This window comes from Pectobacterium jejuense (genome assembly GCF_026800125.1).
Classification (GTDB): domain Bacteria; phylum Pseudomonadota; class Gammaproteobacteria; order Enterobacterales; family Enterobacteriaceae; genus Pectobacterium; species Pectobacterium jejuense.
Genome location: NZ_JAPQKX010000005.1, coordinates 45,064 through 62,031 on the forward strand (window position 1 = coordinate 45,064; position 16,968 = coordinate 62,031).

The 16,968-nt window shown below is 49.2% G+C and carries 16 protein-coding genes and 1 pseudogene; 9 read left to right on the forward strand and 8 right to left on the reverse strand.

Going from position 1 to position 16,968, the window contains the following annotated elements:
• Positions 1–309 precede the first annotated feature (309 nt).
• The 4 genes from NXT09_RS10605 to NXT09_RS10620 all read left to right on the forward strand — a co-directional run bounded on the left by NXT09_RS10605 (position 310) and on the right by NXT09_RS10620 (position 4,222).
• Positions 310–1,248: an SMODS domain-containing nucleotidyltransferase gene (locus NXT09_RS10605; protein WP_268579658.1), complete on the forward strand. Its 939-nt coding sequence runs from the start codon at positions 310–312 to the stop codon at positions 1,246–1,248.
• Entirely contained in the window at positions 1,226–1,807 is a 582-nt protein-coding gene (locus tag NXT09_RS10610) for an SLATT domain-containing protein (protein ID WP_268579659.1), read from the forward strand. Before NXT09_RS10605 ends, NXT09_RS10610 begins: the two co-directional genes overlap by 23 nt.
• A 466-nt stretch (positions 1,808–2,273) precedes the next feature.
• Entirely contained in the window at positions 2,274–3,635 is a 1,362-nt protein-coding gene (locus NXT09_RS10615) for a nucleotide-binding domain-containing protein (RefSeq protein WP_268579660.1), read from the forward strand.
• Positions 3,636–3,640: 5 nt separating this feature from the next.
• A complete protein-coding gene (locus NXT09_RS10620; protein ID WP_268579661.1) occupies positions 3,641–4,222 on the forward strand; it encodes an SLATT domain-containing protein in 582 nt (193 codons plus the stop codon).
• A gap of 449 nt (positions 4,223–4,671) precedes the next feature.
• Here NXT09_RS10620 and NXT09_RS10625 read toward each other — a convergent pair.
• The 3 genes and pseudogenes from NXT09_RS10625 to NXT09_RS10635 all read right to left on the reverse strand — a co-directional run.
• Positions 4,672–4,992 (reverse strand): annotated as a pseudogene (locus NXT09_RS10625) (helix-turn-helix domain-containing protein); the annotation flags it as partial.
• 98 nt (positions 4,993–5,090) lie between these two features.
• Positions 5,091–5,567, reverse strand: coding sequence for a nuclear transport factor 2 family protein (locus tag NXT09_RS10630; RefSeq protein ID WP_095700008.1), 477 nt, complete (start codon positions 5,565–5,567; stop codon positions 5,091–5,093).
• Positions 5,568–5,627: 60 nt separating this feature from the next.
• On the reverse strand, positions 5,628–6,197 hold the full coding sequence (locus NXT09_RS10635) for a TetR/AcrR family transcriptional regulator (protein ID WP_268579662.1): 570 nt from the start codon (positions 6,195–6,197) through the stop codon (positions 5,628–5,630).
• A 608-nt stretch (positions 6,198–6,805) separates the two neighbouring features.
• On the opposite strand from NXT09_RS10635, the gene NXT09_RS10640 reads away from it, so the two are divergent.
• Positions 6,806–7,642, forward strand: a complete 837-nt coding sequence (locus tag NXT09_RS10640) for an arylamine N-acetyltransferase family protein (protein WP_268579663.1) — start codon at positions 6,806–6,808, stop codon at positions 7,640–7,642.
• A gap of 426 nt (positions 7,643–8,068) precedes the next feature.
• Here NXT09_RS10640 and NXT09_RS10645 read toward each other — a convergent pair whose 3' ends face one another.
• From NXT09_RS10645 to NXT09_RS10655, 3 genes are all read right to left on the reverse strand, one after another.
• The gene (locus NXT09_RS10645) at positions 8,069–8,488 is read right to left on the reverse strand and encodes a hypothetical protein (RefSeq protein WP_205536943.1); all 420 of its coding nucleotides are present in this window, start codon (positions 8,486–8,488) and stop codon (positions 8,069–8,071) included.
• Between the two features lie 582 nt (positions 8,489–9,070).
• Complete coding sequence (locus tag NXT09_RS10650) at positions 9,071–9,964, reverse strand: dihydrodipicolinate synthase family protein (RefSeq protein WP_268579664.1); 894 nt, start codon at positions 9,962–9,964, stop codon at positions 9,071–9,073.
• A gap of 20 nt (positions 9,965–9,984) precedes the next feature.
• Entirely contained in the window at positions 9,985–10,680 is a 696-nt protein-coding gene (locus NXT09_RS10655) for a B3/B4 domain-containing protein (RefSeq protein ID WP_268579665.1), read from the reverse strand.
• Positions 10,681–10,723: 43 nt separating this feature from the next.
• Here NXT09_RS10655 and NXT09_RS10660 point away from each other — a divergent pair, with 43 nt between their 5' ends.
• A complete protein-coding gene (locus NXT09_RS10660) occupies positions 10,724–11,326 on the forward strand; it encodes a helix-turn-helix domain-containing protein (RefSeq protein ID WP_268579666.1) in 603 nt (200 codons plus the stop codon).
• A gap of 395 nt (positions 11,327–11,721) precedes the next feature.
• Here the strand turns inward: NXT09_RS10660 and NXT09_RS10665 are convergent, their stop codons facing one another.
• A complete protein-coding gene (locus NXT09_RS10665; RefSeq protein ID WP_109412233.1) occupies positions 11,722–12,810 on the reverse strand; it encodes an NADH:flavin oxidoreductase/NADH oxidase in 1,089 nt (362 codons plus the stop codon).
• Between the two features lie 88 nt (positions 12,811–12,898).
• Between NXT09_RS10665 and NXT09_RS10670 the strand changes: the two genes are divergently transcribed.
• The 3 genes from NXT09_RS10670 (at position 12,899) to NXT09_RS10680 (ending at position 15,968) form a co-directional block, all read left to right on the forward strand.
• Entirely contained in the window at positions 12,899–13,204 is a 306-nt protein-coding gene (locus NXT09_RS10670; RefSeq protein WP_072012378.1) for an ArsR/SmtB family transcription factor, read from the forward strand.
• 191 nt (positions 13,205–13,395) lie between these two features.
• Positions 13,396–14,943: an FGGY-family carbohydrate kinase gene (locus NXT09_RS10675; protein ID WP_268579667.1), complete on the forward strand. Its 1,548-nt coding sequence runs from the start codon at positions 13,396–13,398 to the stop codon at positions 14,941–14,943.
• A complete protein-coding gene (locus NXT09_RS10680) occupies positions 14,940–15,968 on the forward strand; it encodes a 2-hydroxyacid dehydrogenase (RefSeq protein ID WP_268579668.1) in 1,029 nt (342 codons plus the stop codon). The genes NXT09_RS10675 and NXT09_RS10680 overlap by 4 nt, the downstream gene beginning before the upstream one ends.
• A gap of 21 nt (positions 15,969–15,989) precedes the next feature.
• Here the strand turns inward: NXT09_RS10680 and NXT09_RS10685 are convergent, their stop codons facing one another.
• A complete protein-coding gene (locus NXT09_RS10685) occupies positions 15,990–16,937 on the reverse strand; it encodes a carbohydrate kinase family protein (protein WP_268579669.1) in 948 nt (315 codons plus the stop codon).
• Between the last annotated feature and the right edge of the window lie 31 nt (positions 16,938–16,968).

Consider the following 16,968-nt stretch of genomic DNA (forward strand, 5'->3'; position numbering starts at 1 on the left):
ATGGAGGCAGCTGCTTTCCATAACTCACTCACCGGGATAACGATAAGTCCCAACGTCTGCTTGGGGAGATTGAGTCGCCGGGGTTTATAGGCCGTTCCGCGGTATTATTCAGCGACTCTCCCCGGATTTAAGATCTCGTCGGGGTTGTCTGCTTTGTCGAGGTGCGGAGGTTGGACATTCTGGTAGAGTAGAATGCAAGGTAACCGACCTTACACGATCGTTATAACAAGCTATAGCGTATCGGGGGCCCCTAGAACGACAGTCAACAACTGCGTGTTATTACAGTTGATTCACTACAAGCAGTTATATATGACACAGGATTATACGATTTTGAATTATCACTATCTTCAAGAAAAGGAATCAGGCATGGGTTTAGCTGAGTGGTTCGGCGGATTTTGCTCCAATCTCATAGTAAAAGATGATGGGACAATTTCAACGCGATGCAGAAATATAACTAAGCGTTTAAATACGGATTATTGGAGTACCACCTCTGACACCTCTCATAGCATTTACGTTGGGTCATACGGCCGAAACACCGCTACGCAAGGCTTTAGTGATTTGGATATGATATTTCAACTGCCATATTCGGAGTACGTAAGATACAATAATTACGTAGGGAATGGGCAGTCAGAATTGCTTCAATCGGTAAAGAAATCTATTGAAAAAACATATTCATCCACGAGCATAAGAGGGGATGGTCAAGTAATCCTTGTACCATTTGTCGATGGAATCACATTTGAAGTCATTCCAGCATTCATAAATAAAGATGATAGTTTTACATATCCCGATGCAAATGACGGGGGACGGTGGAGGATTACAAATCCAAAACCGGAAATTTCCGCGATGAAGTTAAGAAATGATGTTACCAACAGAAATTTGGTACAACTTTGTAGAATGGCAAGAGCTTGGAAGCGGAAATGGGATGTACCTATTGGAGGTTTACTAATTGATACTCTTGCATATCAATTTATTGAAAATTGGGCTTATAGAGATAAATCTTATTTGTACTACGATTACATGAGTCGTGACTTCTTCAAATGGATGGCGGATCAAGACAGCGACAAGGTGTATTGGAAAGCGCCGGGAAGTGGTCAGTATGTTTTTGGAAAAGGACTTTTCCAATACAAGGCAAAACGGTGCTATAACATATCACTCGAAGCAATAGAACATGAAACGGCAAACCCAAAACGTGAATGGTCTGCCAAGCAACGATGGCGAGAGATTTATGGAACGACATTCCCAGACTAATGATACTCCCGAATCAAGAAAGGTTTTAGAAGGACAGCTCAGAGAGTGCTATGGGCGGGTCGTTTACTCCCATAAAACGCATGAAAAATGTTCAGATATTCTTCTCTCGCGGCTATCGGCTATCAAGTTATGGCAGATAATTCTTTCCGCCTTAACTACTGGTGGTTTTGTGGCCACTTTTTTCGGCGCAGGTGAAATAGGTACAGGTGTTGGCATTATTGTTTCAACACTGCTTCTTATACTTAATTCTTATACAAAAAACTATGATCTTGGTGAGCTAGCACAGAAGCACAAGCACGCTGCAAATGAGATCTGGTTAATCCGAGAACGGTATTTATCACTACTTACAGACTTAGCAATGGAGGAAAAGCCAATAGAGCAATTACAATCAGAACGAGATTCTTTACTTGAGAATTTGCACTCAGTTTATTCAGGTTCACCCAGCACAACATTCGATGCTTATAAGAAAGCTCAAGATGCATTAAAAACAAAAGAGGACCTGACATTTTCTGACGAAGAAATAGATACATTCCTGCCTAAAGAACTAAAAAGAAGCTAATAAAGTCCTGTTAGGAATTAACTTACGCTACTCTTTGTTCTACCTTCCAAAGCACAGTGTTACCTATTGTCCGTTCCGGCCTTAGCCGGCCGGTTGCTGGCCCTCAGGGACCGTCATGCGCGAAGTGCGGTCGCTTTTAGGGTGACCATATGCCAGTGGATTTCTAAAAGAGAATAGTGCGGATTTCCGGGATACCTACATCATGACACCAGTTCGTTAGATATGAACTGGTATCAGGAAGTTGTGGATTGTTGATATCAAAAAGTTTTTTAGTACAGATCATATAACCGTATGAAAAAGTATGAAAAACATACCTGTCGTATTAAAATTAACCTCCGTGTGCCTTGGCCCAATGAGGCATCAAGAAGGCTGATTGGGCGAAAGTGATGAAGCAGGCGTAGACAACAAAGATTAATCATTACTATCAGTGGATTGTGTAATCCGTGGACAGGTTAAGGATAGTCAGATGCAAACAGCAGAGATGTTTCGAATTTTTTTGAACAATTTGAAAATTTCAGACGAACGTATGCAGGCAATTGCGACACATTATAAAAATGCCACAAGAAGACTTAACATCGAGTTCCGGGGGTCAGCGAATGGATTCAACAATCGATTGAAAGTCGGTTCAGCAGGTCGTCGAACAGCGGTTAGTAAAACATCAGACTTGGATATGCTGTATATTATGCCCGCGGGATTGTGGGGAGATTACCAATCCGGAATTAATCCACAGCGCCGTTTGCTTCGCGATGTAAAAGAAGCATTAAAACTATCCTTTACCCAGCAAGAGATCAAGGTTGATAGATTAGTTGTGCAGATCATTTTTGACTCTTTCCATATAGAGGTGCAACCAGTCTTTGAGACTGATGAAGGGCATTTTAAATATCCTGATACTAAGGCCAACGATGGTAATGGCGGGTGGCGAGTAACTAAACCTCGGATGGAAATTACCGAAATGAGGAATTTCCGTAATAACAAAAGTAGTAATCTTCATAATCTTTGCCGCATGTTAAGAGCTTGGAAAAATAGAAACACCGTTGATATGGGGGGGCTTCTCATTGACACATTAGCCTGGAGATTTCTGAAACAAACAGATGATTACGATAATACCGGAATGGTCAGTTATGGGCTTATGTGTCGAGACTTCTTTGACTTTTTGCATCAAGAAGATGCCCATGAACATTATGCAGCGATAGGAAGTGGGCAGAGAGTTAAGGTCTATAGAAATTTTCAGCGGCAAGCAAAACGAGCCTTTAAATTATGTACACAAGCGATTGAAGCTTATGAGAATGGCTCAACAAAGAAATGCCATGAACACTGGCGAGAAGTTTTCGGGCTAACTTTCCCTAAAGCAGTTGTAGAAATGCGCGACTCTCAGGGGTTAGAGTCAGCTAATTTCATCAATGAGTCCTATACGGCTCAGACATGGCTCAATACGGAAGAGTTTACAGATGAAAAGTTTGATGATGTTGATATAAGATATCCCCTCGAAGTTAGCTGCATTGTCAAAGAAAACGGGTATAGGGAACGTTCGATTAGGGCTTATCTGTCGGATATAGCTCGTTCTTGGTTACCACCGAATAGAACTTTATCATTTTCGATCAACCAGGCAAGTTTGGATCTCATTCCCGAACCTTATGATATTTACTGGAAAGTCTTGAATAGAGGTCGAGAAGCTGAACAGCGTGATGAAGTTCGAGGCCAAATAATTTTAGGTCAAGTAACTCATACTGAACATACAAAATTTAGAGGTGCTCACAAGGTTTGGTGTTACATAGTTAAGAACCATATAGTAATTGCCCAAAACGTTATCGACATACCAATCGAGTAGTTATTATGCAAAAAAATGACCTATTATCTCATATTGCTTCTGCTGGATATAATGTTGGATTTGGTGCTAAGAAAACTTTTGCTACATTTGATATTGTCAGCAAAATTCCTGGCTGGATTGGTATCATATCACTAGCAGTCTCTATTTTAGGACTTTACATGGACGAAATGAGTTCTAAGCATATTGCAGCCATTTTTATCATTTTGAGTATTGGCAGTTTGTACATCAATTTTTATGATGGTGATAAAAGTAAATATGAAGAAGCAGGCAAGAAGCAAACAGCAATCTTCAGAAAAATTGAAAGATTGTATTACGATGCGAAATCAGAAAACGAACCGGATTCTGTTAAATATATTGGACAACTTGACATTCTGATGCAAGAATTTGATGAAACCACTATCACCAAACAAATTTGTGGGAGCAATTGGTATGCTCATTATAAATTCTTTAGTGAAATGGAAAAAAGGTGGATTGAAGATCAGTTGTCATTGACTTTCTGGAAGGATAAATTTCCTAACACATTGAAACTTTTCATTCTGATGGTTTTCTGCGTCATTTTGCTTTCGATAATTTATAGGTTTAATTGATTGTCGTGATAGAGGAGTTGCACTCCTCTATCATTTTTAGAATGTATGTTTCTTCAATATGTAAGGTGTTGGTAGGTTGGCCATTCATCATGACAATACGGATGTCCTTATGCATGTCGATAAATAGACTACGGCTATTTATCGAATATCGATTTGACATTAATCCCACTGTTGAGAGCTAACATTTGATTTGTTTTTTCGAGACCTTATTACTCATGATGCTTTCCCCCCGGTTCAGATTACGAGAAAATTCCACTTATAGACACACCGGTTTTTCTAGGGGGTTACTGGTTCTCTTTGCCCGCATCGGGTAATATACTGTACGTTTTCAACTTCCGCATCTGGCACTTAGCAGTCGGGTAAAAGGACCGCTCCGTCAGTTAAGAGCAAAGGCGAAAACTTATATCCCCAGTGAGTAAATTTATTAAGCAGAAACCGTCAAAGCCAGATTAGAACTCGCTTGGGGTTGTGCCCATCACTGAACGAAATGCAGCAGAAAAGGAAAAGCCGAGTTGGTAGGCGATCTGTTTAACAGATACACCATTAGATAGAAGATCTAATGGTGTATATATCCTGGCTCTCTGTTTCCACATTCTGAAGCTGAAACCTGTGTCTCGTAAAAAATGGCGGGAAAAAGTACGTTCCGACATATTCGCAATATCCGCCATGTCAATTAAGGCCGCTTCCCACCGATGGCTGAGCATCAGTGCTCTTGCTGCACGAAATAAACGTTCATCACGCGGCATAGGGAGTTCCGCAGGCACAGATGGCATCATTAGTGCGATAAATATATGCCGTCACTTTTAGGTTGAGAAAAAGCCACCGGCTGAGACAGTCGTCGGGGCTTAGCGGAAGAAAATGTAGAACTTTACAGGCCCAGCTCCGACAGACCTGGGTGATCATCCGGACGACGACCCAGCGGCCAGTGGAACTTGCGTTCACTCTCTTTAATCGGCATGTCGTTGATACAGGCAAAGCGGCGGTGCATCAGGCCATCTGCTTCAAATTCCCAGTTTTCATTGCCATAAGAGCGGAACCAGTTACCCGAATCATCATGCCATTCATAGGCGTACCGCACGGCGATGCGGTTGTCAGTAAACGCCCATAGCTCTTTAATCAGACGATACTCAAGTTCTTTTTTCCACTTCCGCGTGAGGAAACCTTTGGCTTCTTCACGATTGGTTGCAAACTCGGCGCGATTACGCCATTTGGTGTCCAGCGTGTAGGCCAGTGATACCTTTTCGGCATCTCGGCTGTTCCAGCCATCTTCAGCGAGTCGCACCTTCTCAATCGCCGTTTCGCGAGTAAAAGGAGGAAGTGGCGGGCGAGTCTGTTTATCGGACATGGTAGAGCCTCCAGAAAATTTGGATATATCAGTAGAACGAGGTTTTTTAAAACTCAGACCCTAGTGAGAGGCCTGCTTCAGCAACAGTTGCGCCACTTCTCTTGCGCTATCGGCCGCGCTGTCATCGCCCATCACGTGTGACATGGTGATAGCGCCCTCCATCAGAATCAGCAACTGTTTGGCCAAGGCTGACGGTTGCTTGATATTTAATTGCCCGGTGAGTTCCAGCGTGTAATCCAGTAATTTTTGTTTATGAAGCTTTGCGATCTGGCGAACGGGATCGGCAGGGTCACCCACTTCTCCAGCCGTGTTAATAAAGGCACAACCACGGAAGCCATCTGACTCAAACCAGCCTTTGAGTACAGTGAACATATTCAGGATGCGCTCCTGAGGGGTAGTGCCTTTATCACATTCAGTTCTGAACCAGTGCATCCAGCGTTCATCACGTGCATTCAACGCGGCGGCTGCCACGTCATCCTTGGTCGCGAAATAGCGATAAATACTTTTCCTTGCGACGCCAGAAGTCTTGACCAGAAGGTCCATGCCTGTGGCATGAATGCCGTTCTGATAGATAAGTTGCTCGGCGGTCGCAAGAATTTTTTCTCGGGTATCGTTCGGCTTTTTGTTCATGAATTAATGGTAGAACGATCGTTCTACCCAGTCAAGCGTCAGCCTGAAAACATTATTCAGAAAGTGAAGAAGCGAAGTCCGTACGGGAGAGCGCCCTGCCCCTCTAAATAGATAGGCAGTGACATGAGAACGTCCTCGTCTGGCAGAGCTATCCCTGGAAGGAAAAAATATCTATTACATAAAGGTGATGCCAATCCCTCTCAAAAATGGAAATACCACTTCCATTTTAGGCTCTACACCAAGCCATAACAGGAAGTTAGAATATAACCTCTTTCAATAAATAACGGACTTATTGTTATGTAAATAACATAAATACAATAAGTTACCATTGTTTATGGCGTTAATATCCTTTTGAAAACCTACACAGAATCTTTTCAAATTCATTACCAAATGTGAAAGGGTTTACGTTGTGATTGTTGTACCAGCTGATAGTGACGCGAAATTGAATGAAGAATCACAACATCTCGCCCAAGTACCAGTCCGGAAGGCTTTGCACAATAAATCCTGCCAGCATGGCAGGCGCTGGCGCAGCTTCCCCTGGAACTGACGGTTTATCCGAGCCAGCTGACTCGCAAGCACTTTTAGTCTGAACAGGAAATTTATCTAGAATGAATCAATTAGTAACAGCTTACCTGAATCGCCTTGGCCTTGATGCCGAGACACCGTCCATGCAGGCACTGACCCGAATTCATCGAGCCCATGTTGAACGGATACCTTACGAAACCTTCTGGATCCACCTCAAAGAGGGATGGGGAATTGATCCACTTGAAAGTTTCAGAAGAGCAGCGACCACGCGGCGAGGTGGTTACTGTTTTCAGTTGAATGGCGGCTTATACACATTACTCACCCAGCTTGGTTATCGTGTGAGTCTCAACCCTGCAAACGTCCATGGTGTTGAAGGCCCTGAACGGATTAAGCTGGAAAATCATGTCGCCATTATCGCAGAGGGGATGCCGTGTGAAAGCAATCCCAATGGCCGATGGTGGGTTGATATCGGTCTCGGCGACGCGCTGCATGAACAAATGCCTCTTATAAATACAGCCGTCCACCAGGGATTAATGAAGTTTGGAATGGAGGCCGTTGGCGAGGATGGTGTAGGTGACTGGCATCTCACTGCCGATCCATCTTGCTGGATTGCAGGTGTAAGTATGGCTGATGAGCCTACTGATATGGGGAATTTATCAGACCGCCATCACTTTAATGTGTTTTCGCCAGAGTCTGGTTATGCCAAAGTTGTCACTGCGCAACTTCGACAGCCTAACGGTAAAACGGTAATGCGGGGTTGTGTTCTTACCAAAACTGACGGCAACGTCGTGACCACGCATACTTCCGCGTCTCTACCGGAATGGCTGGACGTGCTGAGGGAAGAATTTGGCCTGACTTTTGACCATGTTTCCGATGAATCACTCAAAACATTGTGTGTCCAGAGTACAGAAGATCCATGAGGAATGGCTTCAGTCCCGTGATAAGGGGTAAAGCCGTAATCTGTTCGTTGAACCTGATACGTTAACACCCTGAATCGGTATTGCATCCGGCGGAAAGCTGAAGTGCTAAGACGTTGGTGCGTTCCACCTGTGAGCGACGATGTGGTCGGCCACAGGTGGCCGGTAGCGGCATTCTTCAACGCCGTTGTCGACATTTGCTTAGTAGACCTATCATAAGCGCTGAGCAATCTGTCGATGTGGTATCTGGCTTCGGACCTGAGGTGGATTGCTACTTCTGCTTTTGGCACAGGTGATTGATATCACATCAATGTCAGTTGAGAGCGAAGAGCGGACAGCAACGGCGAATGCTTAACGGATGTTTTACCGCAAAGCTATTAGCAAAAAATCTGCCAGCGAGTATGCTTCCGCTTTGACTGTGCTTGTTAGCTATTTATTCCATTGACGATAATCAGTTGTAAATCCGTCGAATGAAGTATCTGGAAGATGAATACGGCAATTAAGTTTTACTCCTGAATAGTTCTCCGTAAATGAAAACTGTGTGGTTGTTATTGCATCGTTTCTCATTATACGAGGATTTTTTGATCTATGATTTACTATAAAGGTCCTATCACGTATGCGTTCAAAGGCCCTATGCAATCCGCTATCTGCGCCTAAATAGAAAGAAGCATTCATTAACGCTTCAACTTGATTAAACGAATATGTTTGGACCGGATTATTCACAATGTGCTCAATAGCAGCTTCTAGCCTTGAAATACCTTCAGGAATTAGCTCCGCCTCTCTCATTAACTTTAGAGCGTAATTGCAACCTATTGACACTCCTTTTGCTTCATCATTATTTCTCATCATAAGCTAGCGTGAATATTTTCAAGCTCCCCAGTTTTTTTCTCGATAGCGTTCTTTTCTTCATAAAGACCTGTTGCTTCATCCCCTTGGTCGAGGACTTCAACTTTTACTTTCATAACGTTTTTCTCCGTAAACTATGTTTATAGAAAATGGCGGTGCGTGGGAGCGAATAATTAATTGATTGATTGAGAGGGTTTATCCGTAAATCAAAAGTCCTCACGTCGTCGTTCACGATTTTATCTCAGACCAAACTAACGCCGAAGCACCTCTAATTCAACAATTTTTTCTCAAATCAATAACCGTGGTGCCGCCAAAATTCACACAGCCGGTACGCAAGTTGTCCTTAACTTTCTCAAGAGAGATATCAGCTAAATTAACCTGTATTCGAGCAAATATTATTGCTCTGATAGATGTCTGCTTCTAGCACGAAGCTGCCTGCTACAACACTATCAGACAGTTATGAGCGAGGATCCGACGCTAAGTGACGATGGTTATCGACTCAAGGGCGGGTGAATCCCTCAGAAGATCAGGCTGAGATAGTGACAACAACAGAAGGACCAGCAGGCTGCCGGTCCTGTGGATGGGTTACTTCAGCTCCAGCGCGGTTATCACACGAGCAATATCCGTGATATCACCTGCTGACAAAGGCAGCAGAGGACGAGGCAGGCAATCCGTATCGGTAAGCCCAAGCACGCCTGCGGCAGCGGCAATAACGCGAATACTTCCGCCATGTTTACGGAACATCGCCCACAACGGTTCCAGCCGGGCAGTCAGTGCCGTGACGCGGGCATGATCCTGTGCTGCTGCTGCCTCCGTGATCTGTTTTGCTGTTTCCGGGAACAGACCGCCGCACACAGAGTACCAGACCTCACAGCCTGCATTTAATCCCAGTCCGGCATAAGCATCGCCACTGATACCGATTGTCACTCCCGGGCGAAGATGTCTGCGTAGCGCACTCACCCGCTCAGTGGCTGATGCTAGGCTGTCAGGGACGCCCGGGATCTTAACCGAACGAACCCCCTCCAGGGATGACAGGAGACCGTGTAGTTCATCCGTAAAGGTAAAATGCGTGGTGCCCGGATTATCATAGACACAAACCGGGACAGACGCGTACCGGGTCACCGTCTCAAAAAGTGCGAAGACCTCTTCATCACGGAGTGACTGGTAGCTGACCGCCGGAAGCAACAGGGCATCCGCGCCTGCCGCCTGCGCATCGTCTGCCAAATGCAGGATGGCATCGGTACTGACCGCCCCCACACACACCATCACAGGGATATCTCCGGCAAGCTGTTTTGCCAGAGTAGCAATGCGATTGCGCTGCTCCCGGGTCAGATACGCATAGCTTCCGGTTGAACCCAGAATGCCCATAGAATCAACACGGGCCGCCGTCAGGCGGGCCAGAATCTTACTGAACCCCTGTTCGTCCACGCCTCTGGTAGTGATCGGGGTTAACGGGAAAGCAGACAAGCCGGTGAACATTGTGTTTCTCCTGAATAATATTACTGGCATTGCTCTTCGATGAGAGCCACATCAAACCACAGACCGGGCATCATTTTTTCAAGGCCGTCGGTCAGCATCTTCCCGGCTTCGTGAAGCTTCTCCAGCGGCATCTGCGGCAGACTTTCCAGAATGAACCACATTTGCTGAGCTTCCACGTCTAAGCGGGTTCTGATCCCCTGTCGCCAGTTCCAACGGCGGCAGGTCACGCCGACATCATCGCACCAGATAACCTCACCTTGTGAAGGATATTCAACTGCAGTTTCGCCTTCTTTTACGGTATCAAAGGATTCAGTGCCTTTTGCCACAACCAAACACGGTGATCCCTGATAGGCAGCAATATTTTCTCCGCCAACCGGGACGGCATATTGCAGGCTGACAGCGTTATAAAGATCCACGACCGGATCGAGAGCTGGCATGATGCCGTCGCGAAGTACGCGCTTACGCAACGCATCGGCTGAACAAGGAGTACGTTTTGGCTTGGCACCAAATGCCTGAAACGCTTCTGCCCAGGCAGCGAGATGCGCTTCAGCCCAGTCGGGGGTACCTGCCAGCACGGCAGCACAGGCCTCTTTCAGAGCCGTTTCCCCAACATGAGGATTGCATACAGCTGCAGCCTGCACGGTGATGCTGAGAGCCCGGAAACCGGGCGCGATGCCATAAACCTCAGGGGCAATTGACGGAGAGACAGTGAACACGAGATAATCCTGTAATGACCAATTTATTTCATAATATCGACCAATGACCAAAAAAGTCAATTTAGTGACCGATGCCGGTGCAGATGTCAGTACGGTGAACGAAGCTGTCTCACACCGGATTAAGCAGTACCGCAAGCAAAAAAAATTATCTCTTGATGAGCTGTCCCGACGAGCAAATGTCAGCAAAGGCATGTTGGTAGAGATTGAAGGATGTAAGGCCAACCCCAGCATTGCGCTGTTGTGCCGTCTTGCCGCAGCAATGGGGGTATCCGTTGCGGATTTTGTCGATGTCAGCACAAAACCTGACGTTCACATCATTGCGGATACTGAGATCCCTGAACTCTGGAAAGGAGAAAAAGGAGGAAGCGCGAGGCTTCTTGCTGGCTCAGGCGGTCCTGATATGACAGAACTCTGGATGTGGGAAATGCAGCCAGGGGAGAAGTTTTCTTCACCAGGACACCCTTCGGGAACGCTGGAGTTGCTGTATGTACAATCTGGAACGCTCACGCTGGGTGTGAAAGAGAGCATTTTCCAGGTGATCACCGGCTACTCCGCAACGGCCAGAACGGATGTTCCTCACTTCTATGAAAACCAGGGTGAAAGCCCCCTTAAATTCATCATGACTGTTAACGAAAAAGCGTCCTGAGGGCATGAGTTGTGAACGCCCCATATCTGACTGTTAAAAAGGGCCGCTTTACGGTGACAACAGACCCTTCGCTTTTCCAGATTGCCGCCATACGTGAGTATCTTTCGTAATGTCACACCTCAGGCGGATAATGCGGGTAATGGACATCGGCCTGCTCAGCGACATTAATTTGGGCCGTTATCATCAATGTCTGCTTCTGGCAAAAGTAGTCTGTCGGATTAGGAATGATTCAGAGAAATGAAAGCGGATATGGGCGCCAGCAATTAGGCGCCCTCAGTCGGGCGTGGCATCAGTGCTACTGAAAAATGGCTCTGTTTATCACCACGAAACCCGACTATTTCTTATATTGGAATGTGTCTAACTGTCACAGAGATATTGATCCGCAATGACAGGGATTAATAGCGCTCCAGCCAGTGAGCGTAAGGCGCGGGCAGCGTCCACGAAGCGCGTTCAACGCCCAGTTCGCGTGCGGCCTGATAGCTCCAGTGCGGGTTCGCCAGATGCGCTTTACCCACCATCACCAGATCCAACTGACCCGATGCCACAGCCTGTTCAGCCAGTTCCGGCGTGCCGAAGCCCCAGGCGGAAGAGACAGGAAGATCGGCCTGCTCACGTACCTGTTTAGCAATCGGCCCCATAAAGGCGGGTGCCCACGGAACATTCGCTTCCGGCGTAGAGAAACCGATGCTGACGCTCAGCATATCCAGCCCTGCAGCTTTAAAGCGACGCGTCAACTCAATGGATTCCTGCAAGGTTTCTTCATCACGACCGTCAAATTCAATCACACCGAAACGAGCGGTCAGCGGCAGGTGTTGCGGCCACACGTCACGAACGGCAGCCAGCGTTTCCAGCAGAAAACGACTGCGGTTATCAAAACTGCCGCCGTACTGGTCGTTACGTTTGTTGGAATGAACGGAGAAGAAACTCTGTGCCAGATAGCCGTGAGCAAAATGCAGCTCCAGCCATTCAAACCCAGCTTCCAGCGCGCGGCGAGCCGCAGCAACAAAATCATCACGAACGCGGGCGATATCTTCCAGCGTCATTTCCTGCGGCTGCTTTGACAGATTCGCGCCGAAAGCTTCTGCAGAAGGGGCGATGGTTTGCCAGCCGCGTGAGTCGCCAGCGGGGATATGATCGTCGCCTTCCCAGGGAATATTGGCGCTGGCTTTGCGTCCAGCGTGTGCAATCTGAATTCCCGGCACGGAGCCTGCGTCCTTAATGGATTTAGCGACCTTGGCAAACGCCTGCGCCTGCTCATCGTTCCAGATACCCGCGCAGTGCGGCGTGATGCGACCTTCGGGCGCGACCGCCGTCGCTTCCACGATAACCAACCCGGCACCACCGCGCGCCAAAGAAGCATAATGCACCTGATGCCACTCGTTGATCAGGCCATCATTCGCGGAATAGGTACACATCGGTGGAACGGCGATGCGGTTGCGTAACGTAATGTCTTTCAGTTTGAAGGGTTGAAACAGTGCGGACATAATATTTTCCTACCTTGTCAGGTTACTTCGATATTTCGATATTATTCGAATAATAGATTTTAGACAACCCTGACGCTATAATTCGCCCATGAGACCTTTTAAGCACCCTACCCCCGATGAGTTTACGCTTGAGCGCGTCCTGTACGCTCTGAGCGATCCCCTGCGCATGGAAATCGTCCGCCATCTGGCTATGCAGGGCGAGGCAACATGCAGCGAGCTTGACGGCGGTCGCCCAAAATCCAGCGTGTCGCACCATTTTCGCGTCTTGCGTGACTCGGGTCTGCTGCATACTACTAACATCGGCACCACACACATCAACCGACTGCGCCGCAGCGACATGCAACAGCGCTTCCCCGGCCTGCTCGACGCCATTCTGTCTCAACCCGCCGAGTAAAATAATCACGTCAATGGCGGCTTTCCGCCGTTGCATACTGATTGCACATCCATTGCACATTCCCCCTCCATTCCGCATTCTCCGCTATTCCAATATTGCTGCTTTGCTTTGCATTTCTATGAATATAGCAGCCGCCATTTTTCCATTACTCTGATGCTGATACGGGTTTTACGAGGCAGGGTCAGAACAGGATGGACTACTACATTGGCATAGATATCGGGACCTCAAAGGTCAAATCAGTGCTATTCGATGCCGATTTCAATGAACTGCTGATTGCGTCAGCCAACACCGTGACCTATTCCCCACAGCCCGGCTACGCCGAGCAAGATATGTCTCAGGTGTGGGACGCAGTGATCGCTACCCTGAAAACGCTGGCCGTCTCGCCACCGCTACAACATGGTCACGTGCGCGCCATCGGGCTGGCCGGACAGGGTGAAGGCGTCTGGCTGAGCGATCGCCACGGGCAACCGGTACGACAGGCTATCCTCTGGAGTGATACCCGCACGGCGGAACAGGTTCATCAGCTTAAACAGCGCCCGAATCTGGAAGCGACGCTCTTTCCCGAAACCGGTTCTCCCCTGCTCCCTTGTAACAGCGCGCAGCAGTTACGCTGGCTGGCACAGCATCAGCCGGATGCGCTGAACGATGCCGATTACTTCTTTTTTGCCAAAGACTGGGTTCGCTTTCGACTGACAGGACAGGCGAATCTGGAACTGACGGATGCGGGGACGTCGCTGCTGGATCTGCATAGCGAGACGCTGTCAAAAACCGTACTGGATAAGCTGGACTTACACGCCATCAGACCATTTTTTCCGCCGCTACTTTATCCCGATGACATCGCTGGCACGCTCAGCGACACCGTCGCCGCACAAACAGGTCTGCCAGCAGGTATCCCCGTTTGCGCAGGTGCGCTGGATGTGTCTGCCGCCGCGCTGGGTATCGGCGCTATTCACGACGGCGACATTTTCACTATTCTCGGCACCACCTGCTGCACCGGCATTGTGTGCCGTGGCTTAACGCAGGTGAGCCTGCAAACCCGGTTTGTCGCACACGCCTGGCCGGGCCACTATCTCAACCTGTTCGCGATGCAGTCCGGCACGCCGAATATTGACTGGGCGTTGAGCACGCTGGCTGACGACGCCGATTTTCAGACGATCAACACACGCATTGCCCGCGTGCCACCCGGCAGCGGCGGCGTCTTCTATCAGCCTTATCTCAATGGCGAGCGCGCGCCGTTTTACAGCACCTCAGCACGAGCAGGATTTTTTGGTATCGAGCAGTCCACGACTAATGCACATTTACTGCGCGCGGTCTTTGAGGGGCTCGCGTATGCGATTACCGATTCGCTCAGCGGCTACCCTGCCCACGGCGATCTCTACATTGCCGGTGGCGGTGCCGCCTCAGCGATTTGGCTGCAAATCATCGCGGACTGCACCGGACGACGGGTGATCGCCAGTTCGGTCAAAGAGCTGAGCGCATGCGGTGCCGCGCGCCTTGCTGCTCTGTCCATCGGAGAAAGCGCCAACATGGTTCCTTCCACCAAGGCACAGGCGTCAACGTTTATCCCCGATGCCGACGCCCATCGGCAGTATCAGACACTATTTCCGGTTTTTCGCCAACTGCGCGACCAGCTACAGCCGCTCTGGCAGGCACGGGCTAAGGCGCTTAATGCACTCGATAATCACAACGCGGCGCGTTCGCACACGGTTCCCAACTCACAGGAAAGTCTTGCCTCATGAAGATCGTATTTACCGCCGAATATGGCGGCAGCCTTGATGCCTTTCAGGCGTTAGGAGAACTGGTTGTGGACGGATGGGCTATCGGCCAGCCCAAACTGAGCGAAGCGGCACTGATTCAGTTGGCGGAGGACGCCGACGTCATCATCACCAGTTATGACAATATTACCGCCCGCGTCATTGAGGCTTGTCCTCAGTTGCGGCTCATTGCCTGTACCCGCGCCAACCCGGTCAACATCGATATCGAGGCCGCACGCCGCCGCGGTATTCCGGTGCTTTACACGCCCGGACGCAATGCCGATGCCGCCGCAGAATTAACGCTGGCGCTGATGCTAAATGCCACACGCCACATCCCTCAGGCTCATAGCGCGCTGAAACGTGGGGAGTTCACGCGCGAAACCCACAGCGCGACACGGACGCAGGACGGGCTACGGCAAGATGTAGTATGGGACGTAGACAAAGACAGCCCGTATGAAGTTTTCAAAGGCGGCGAACTGCGTAATAAGACGCTCGGCATCATCGGCTATGGCAGCATTGGTCATCGGGTCGGGAAACTGGCGCGCGCCTTTGGTATGCAATTGCTGATTGCGGATCCGTATGTCGCTGCCGAAGAGATCGACGAGCCGGGCATTCGCAAAACCACGTTGGACGCGCTGTTTTCGCAGTCCGATTTCGTCAGCCTGCATCTGAACAGCACGCCGCAGACCAAAGGGCTGGTCAACCTCGACAGGCTCAGAACCATGCGTCCCACCGCCTATCTGATCAACACCTCGCGCGCTGCCGTTGTTGTCGAAGCCGACCTGATCGCAGCGCTACGCGAAAAGTGGCTGGCAGGTGCCGCACTTGATGTTTACGACAGCGAGCCGCTCTGGCGTCATCACCCGTTCATTACCGAATTTGATAACGTGGTACTCACGCCGCACATTGCCGGCGCGACGCGGGAGACGTTGCTGAAACACACCGCGATGATCGCCGCCGACCTGCAACGCTTCATTCGCGGCGAACCGCTGCTTTACCAATGGAAATAGATGCGGCACCGATCTAGTCGGTCAGTACCTCCTGATAGGCGTTTCTGCCATAAACTGCAGCGTCTGTTCCCAGTCAATCACCCCCGCGTCGGATCCCAATCCGGTAGCCACCAGCCCTGAAACAGCCGAGCCGAGCTGGCAGGCCTGTTCCAGATCCCAGCCTTTCGCCAGACCGGCAATAAAGCCGCCGCAATAGCTGTCGCCGCAGCCCGTGGTATCCGATACCGACACGCGGTAAGCGGGAATACGCAGCGTGACATCCTGGCCGAACACGTAAGATCCAGCCGCTCCCGCTTTGAAAATACAGGTGCCGACGCCGCGATCGAGAAAGAAAGCCGCAATCTCTGCGGGTTTAGTCAGGCCGGAAATAAACGCGGCCTCGTCCAGCGACGGCATAAAGTAGTCCACATCCGGCAGCAGCGGCGTCAGCAGCGCCAGCGTCTCCGCGTTTGGCGCAATCAGATCGAAGCTGGTCGTCAGCCCCTTCGCTTTGGCGTGTCGAAGCAGACGCGCACTCTGCCCCTGATCCATTTTCGCCAGCAATCCCGTGCCGCCGTGGTGTAAGAAACGTGCATTGCACACGGCGTCAAAGTCCTGTTCGTCGATAAAAAGATGATCTGACGCGCCGCGATAGTGCAACGCCGGACGTTCACCGTCCGGTCGAATAGTCAGAATCGTTGCCGAGGTCGATGCCGCCGCAGTCCGTTGCACCAGCGAACAGTCGATGCCCAGCTTGCGATAGGCTACCAGAATAAAATCGGCTTTTTCATCCTCACCGAGACAGGCCACCGTGGCCGTGCGGATACCGAGTTTGGCCGCGTTCATCGCCGCTCCGCTGGCTGTTCCGGCAGGATTAAGGCGAATTTCATCGATAAAGTGAACGCCGCCCCCTTCGGGCAAGCCAGTTACCGGCCGACCGGCGACATCCAGAATAGTTAATCCAACAAAAACCGCATCAAATTGGCTCACGCTGACTCCTTCTTCAAATTCTGCATCTTCA

What these genes read in the sequence shown, in the direction of transcription:
- NXT09_RS10605 (WP_268579658.1), top strand. Translation starts at nt 310, where the DNA reads ATGACACAGGATTATACGATTTTGAATTATCACTATCTTCAAGAAAAG.
- NXT09_RS10610 (WP_268579659.1), top strand. Translation starts at nt 1,226, where the DNA reads ATGGAACGACATTCCCAGACTAATGATACTCCCGAATCAAGAAAGGTT.
- NXT09_RS10615 (WP_268579660.1), top strand. Translation starts at nt 2,274, where the DNA reads ATGCAAACAGCAGAGATGTTTCGAATTTTTTTGAACAATTTGAAAATT.
- NXT09_RS10620 (WP_268579661.1), top strand. Translation starts at nt 3,641, where the DNA reads ATGCAAAAAAATGACCTATTATCTCATATTGCTTCTGCTGGATATAAT.
- NXT09_RS10630 (WP_095700008.1), bottom strand. Translation starts at nt 5,567, where the DNA reads ATGTCCGATAAACAGACTCGCCCGCCACTTCCTCCTTTTACTCGCGAA.
- NXT09_RS10635 (WP_268579662.1), bottom strand. Translation starts at nt 6,197, where the DNA reads ATGAACAAAAAGCCGAACGATACCCGAGAAAAAATTCTTGCGACCGCC.
- NXT09_RS10640 (WP_268579663.1), top strand. Translation starts at nt 6,806, where the DNA reads ATGAATCAATTAGTAACAGCTTACCTGAATCGCCTTGGCCTTGATGCC.
- NXT09_RS10645 (WP_205536943.1), bottom strand. Translation starts at nt 8,488, where the DNA reads ATGATGAGAAATAATGATGAAGCAAAAGGAGTGTCAATAGGTTGCAAT.
- NXT09_RS10650 (WP_268579664.1), bottom strand. Translation starts at nt 9,964, where the DNA reads ATGTTCACCGGCTTGTCTGCTTTCCCGTTAACCCCGATCACTACCAGA.
- NXT09_RS10660 (WP_268579666.1), top strand. Translation starts at nt 10,724, where the DNA reads ATGACCAAAAAAGTCAATTTAGTGACCGATGCCGGTGCAGATGTCAGT.
- NXT09_RS10665 (WP_109412233.1), bottom strand. Translation starts at nt 12,810, where the DNA reads ATGTCCGCACTGTTTCAACCCTTCAAACTGAAAGACATTACGTTACGC.
- NXT09_RS10670 (WP_072012378.1), top strand. Translation starts at nt 12,899, where the DNA reads ATGAGACCTTTTAAGCACCCTACCCCCGATGAGTTTACGCTTGAGCGC.
- NXT09_RS10675 (WP_268579667.1), top strand. Translation starts at nt 13,396, where the DNA reads ATGGACTACTACATTGGCATAGATATCGGGACCTCAAAGGTCAAATCA.
- NXT09_RS10680 (WP_268579668.1), top strand. Translation starts at nt 14,940, where the DNA reads ATGAAGATCGTATTTACCGCCGAATATGGCGGCAGCCTTGATGCCTTT.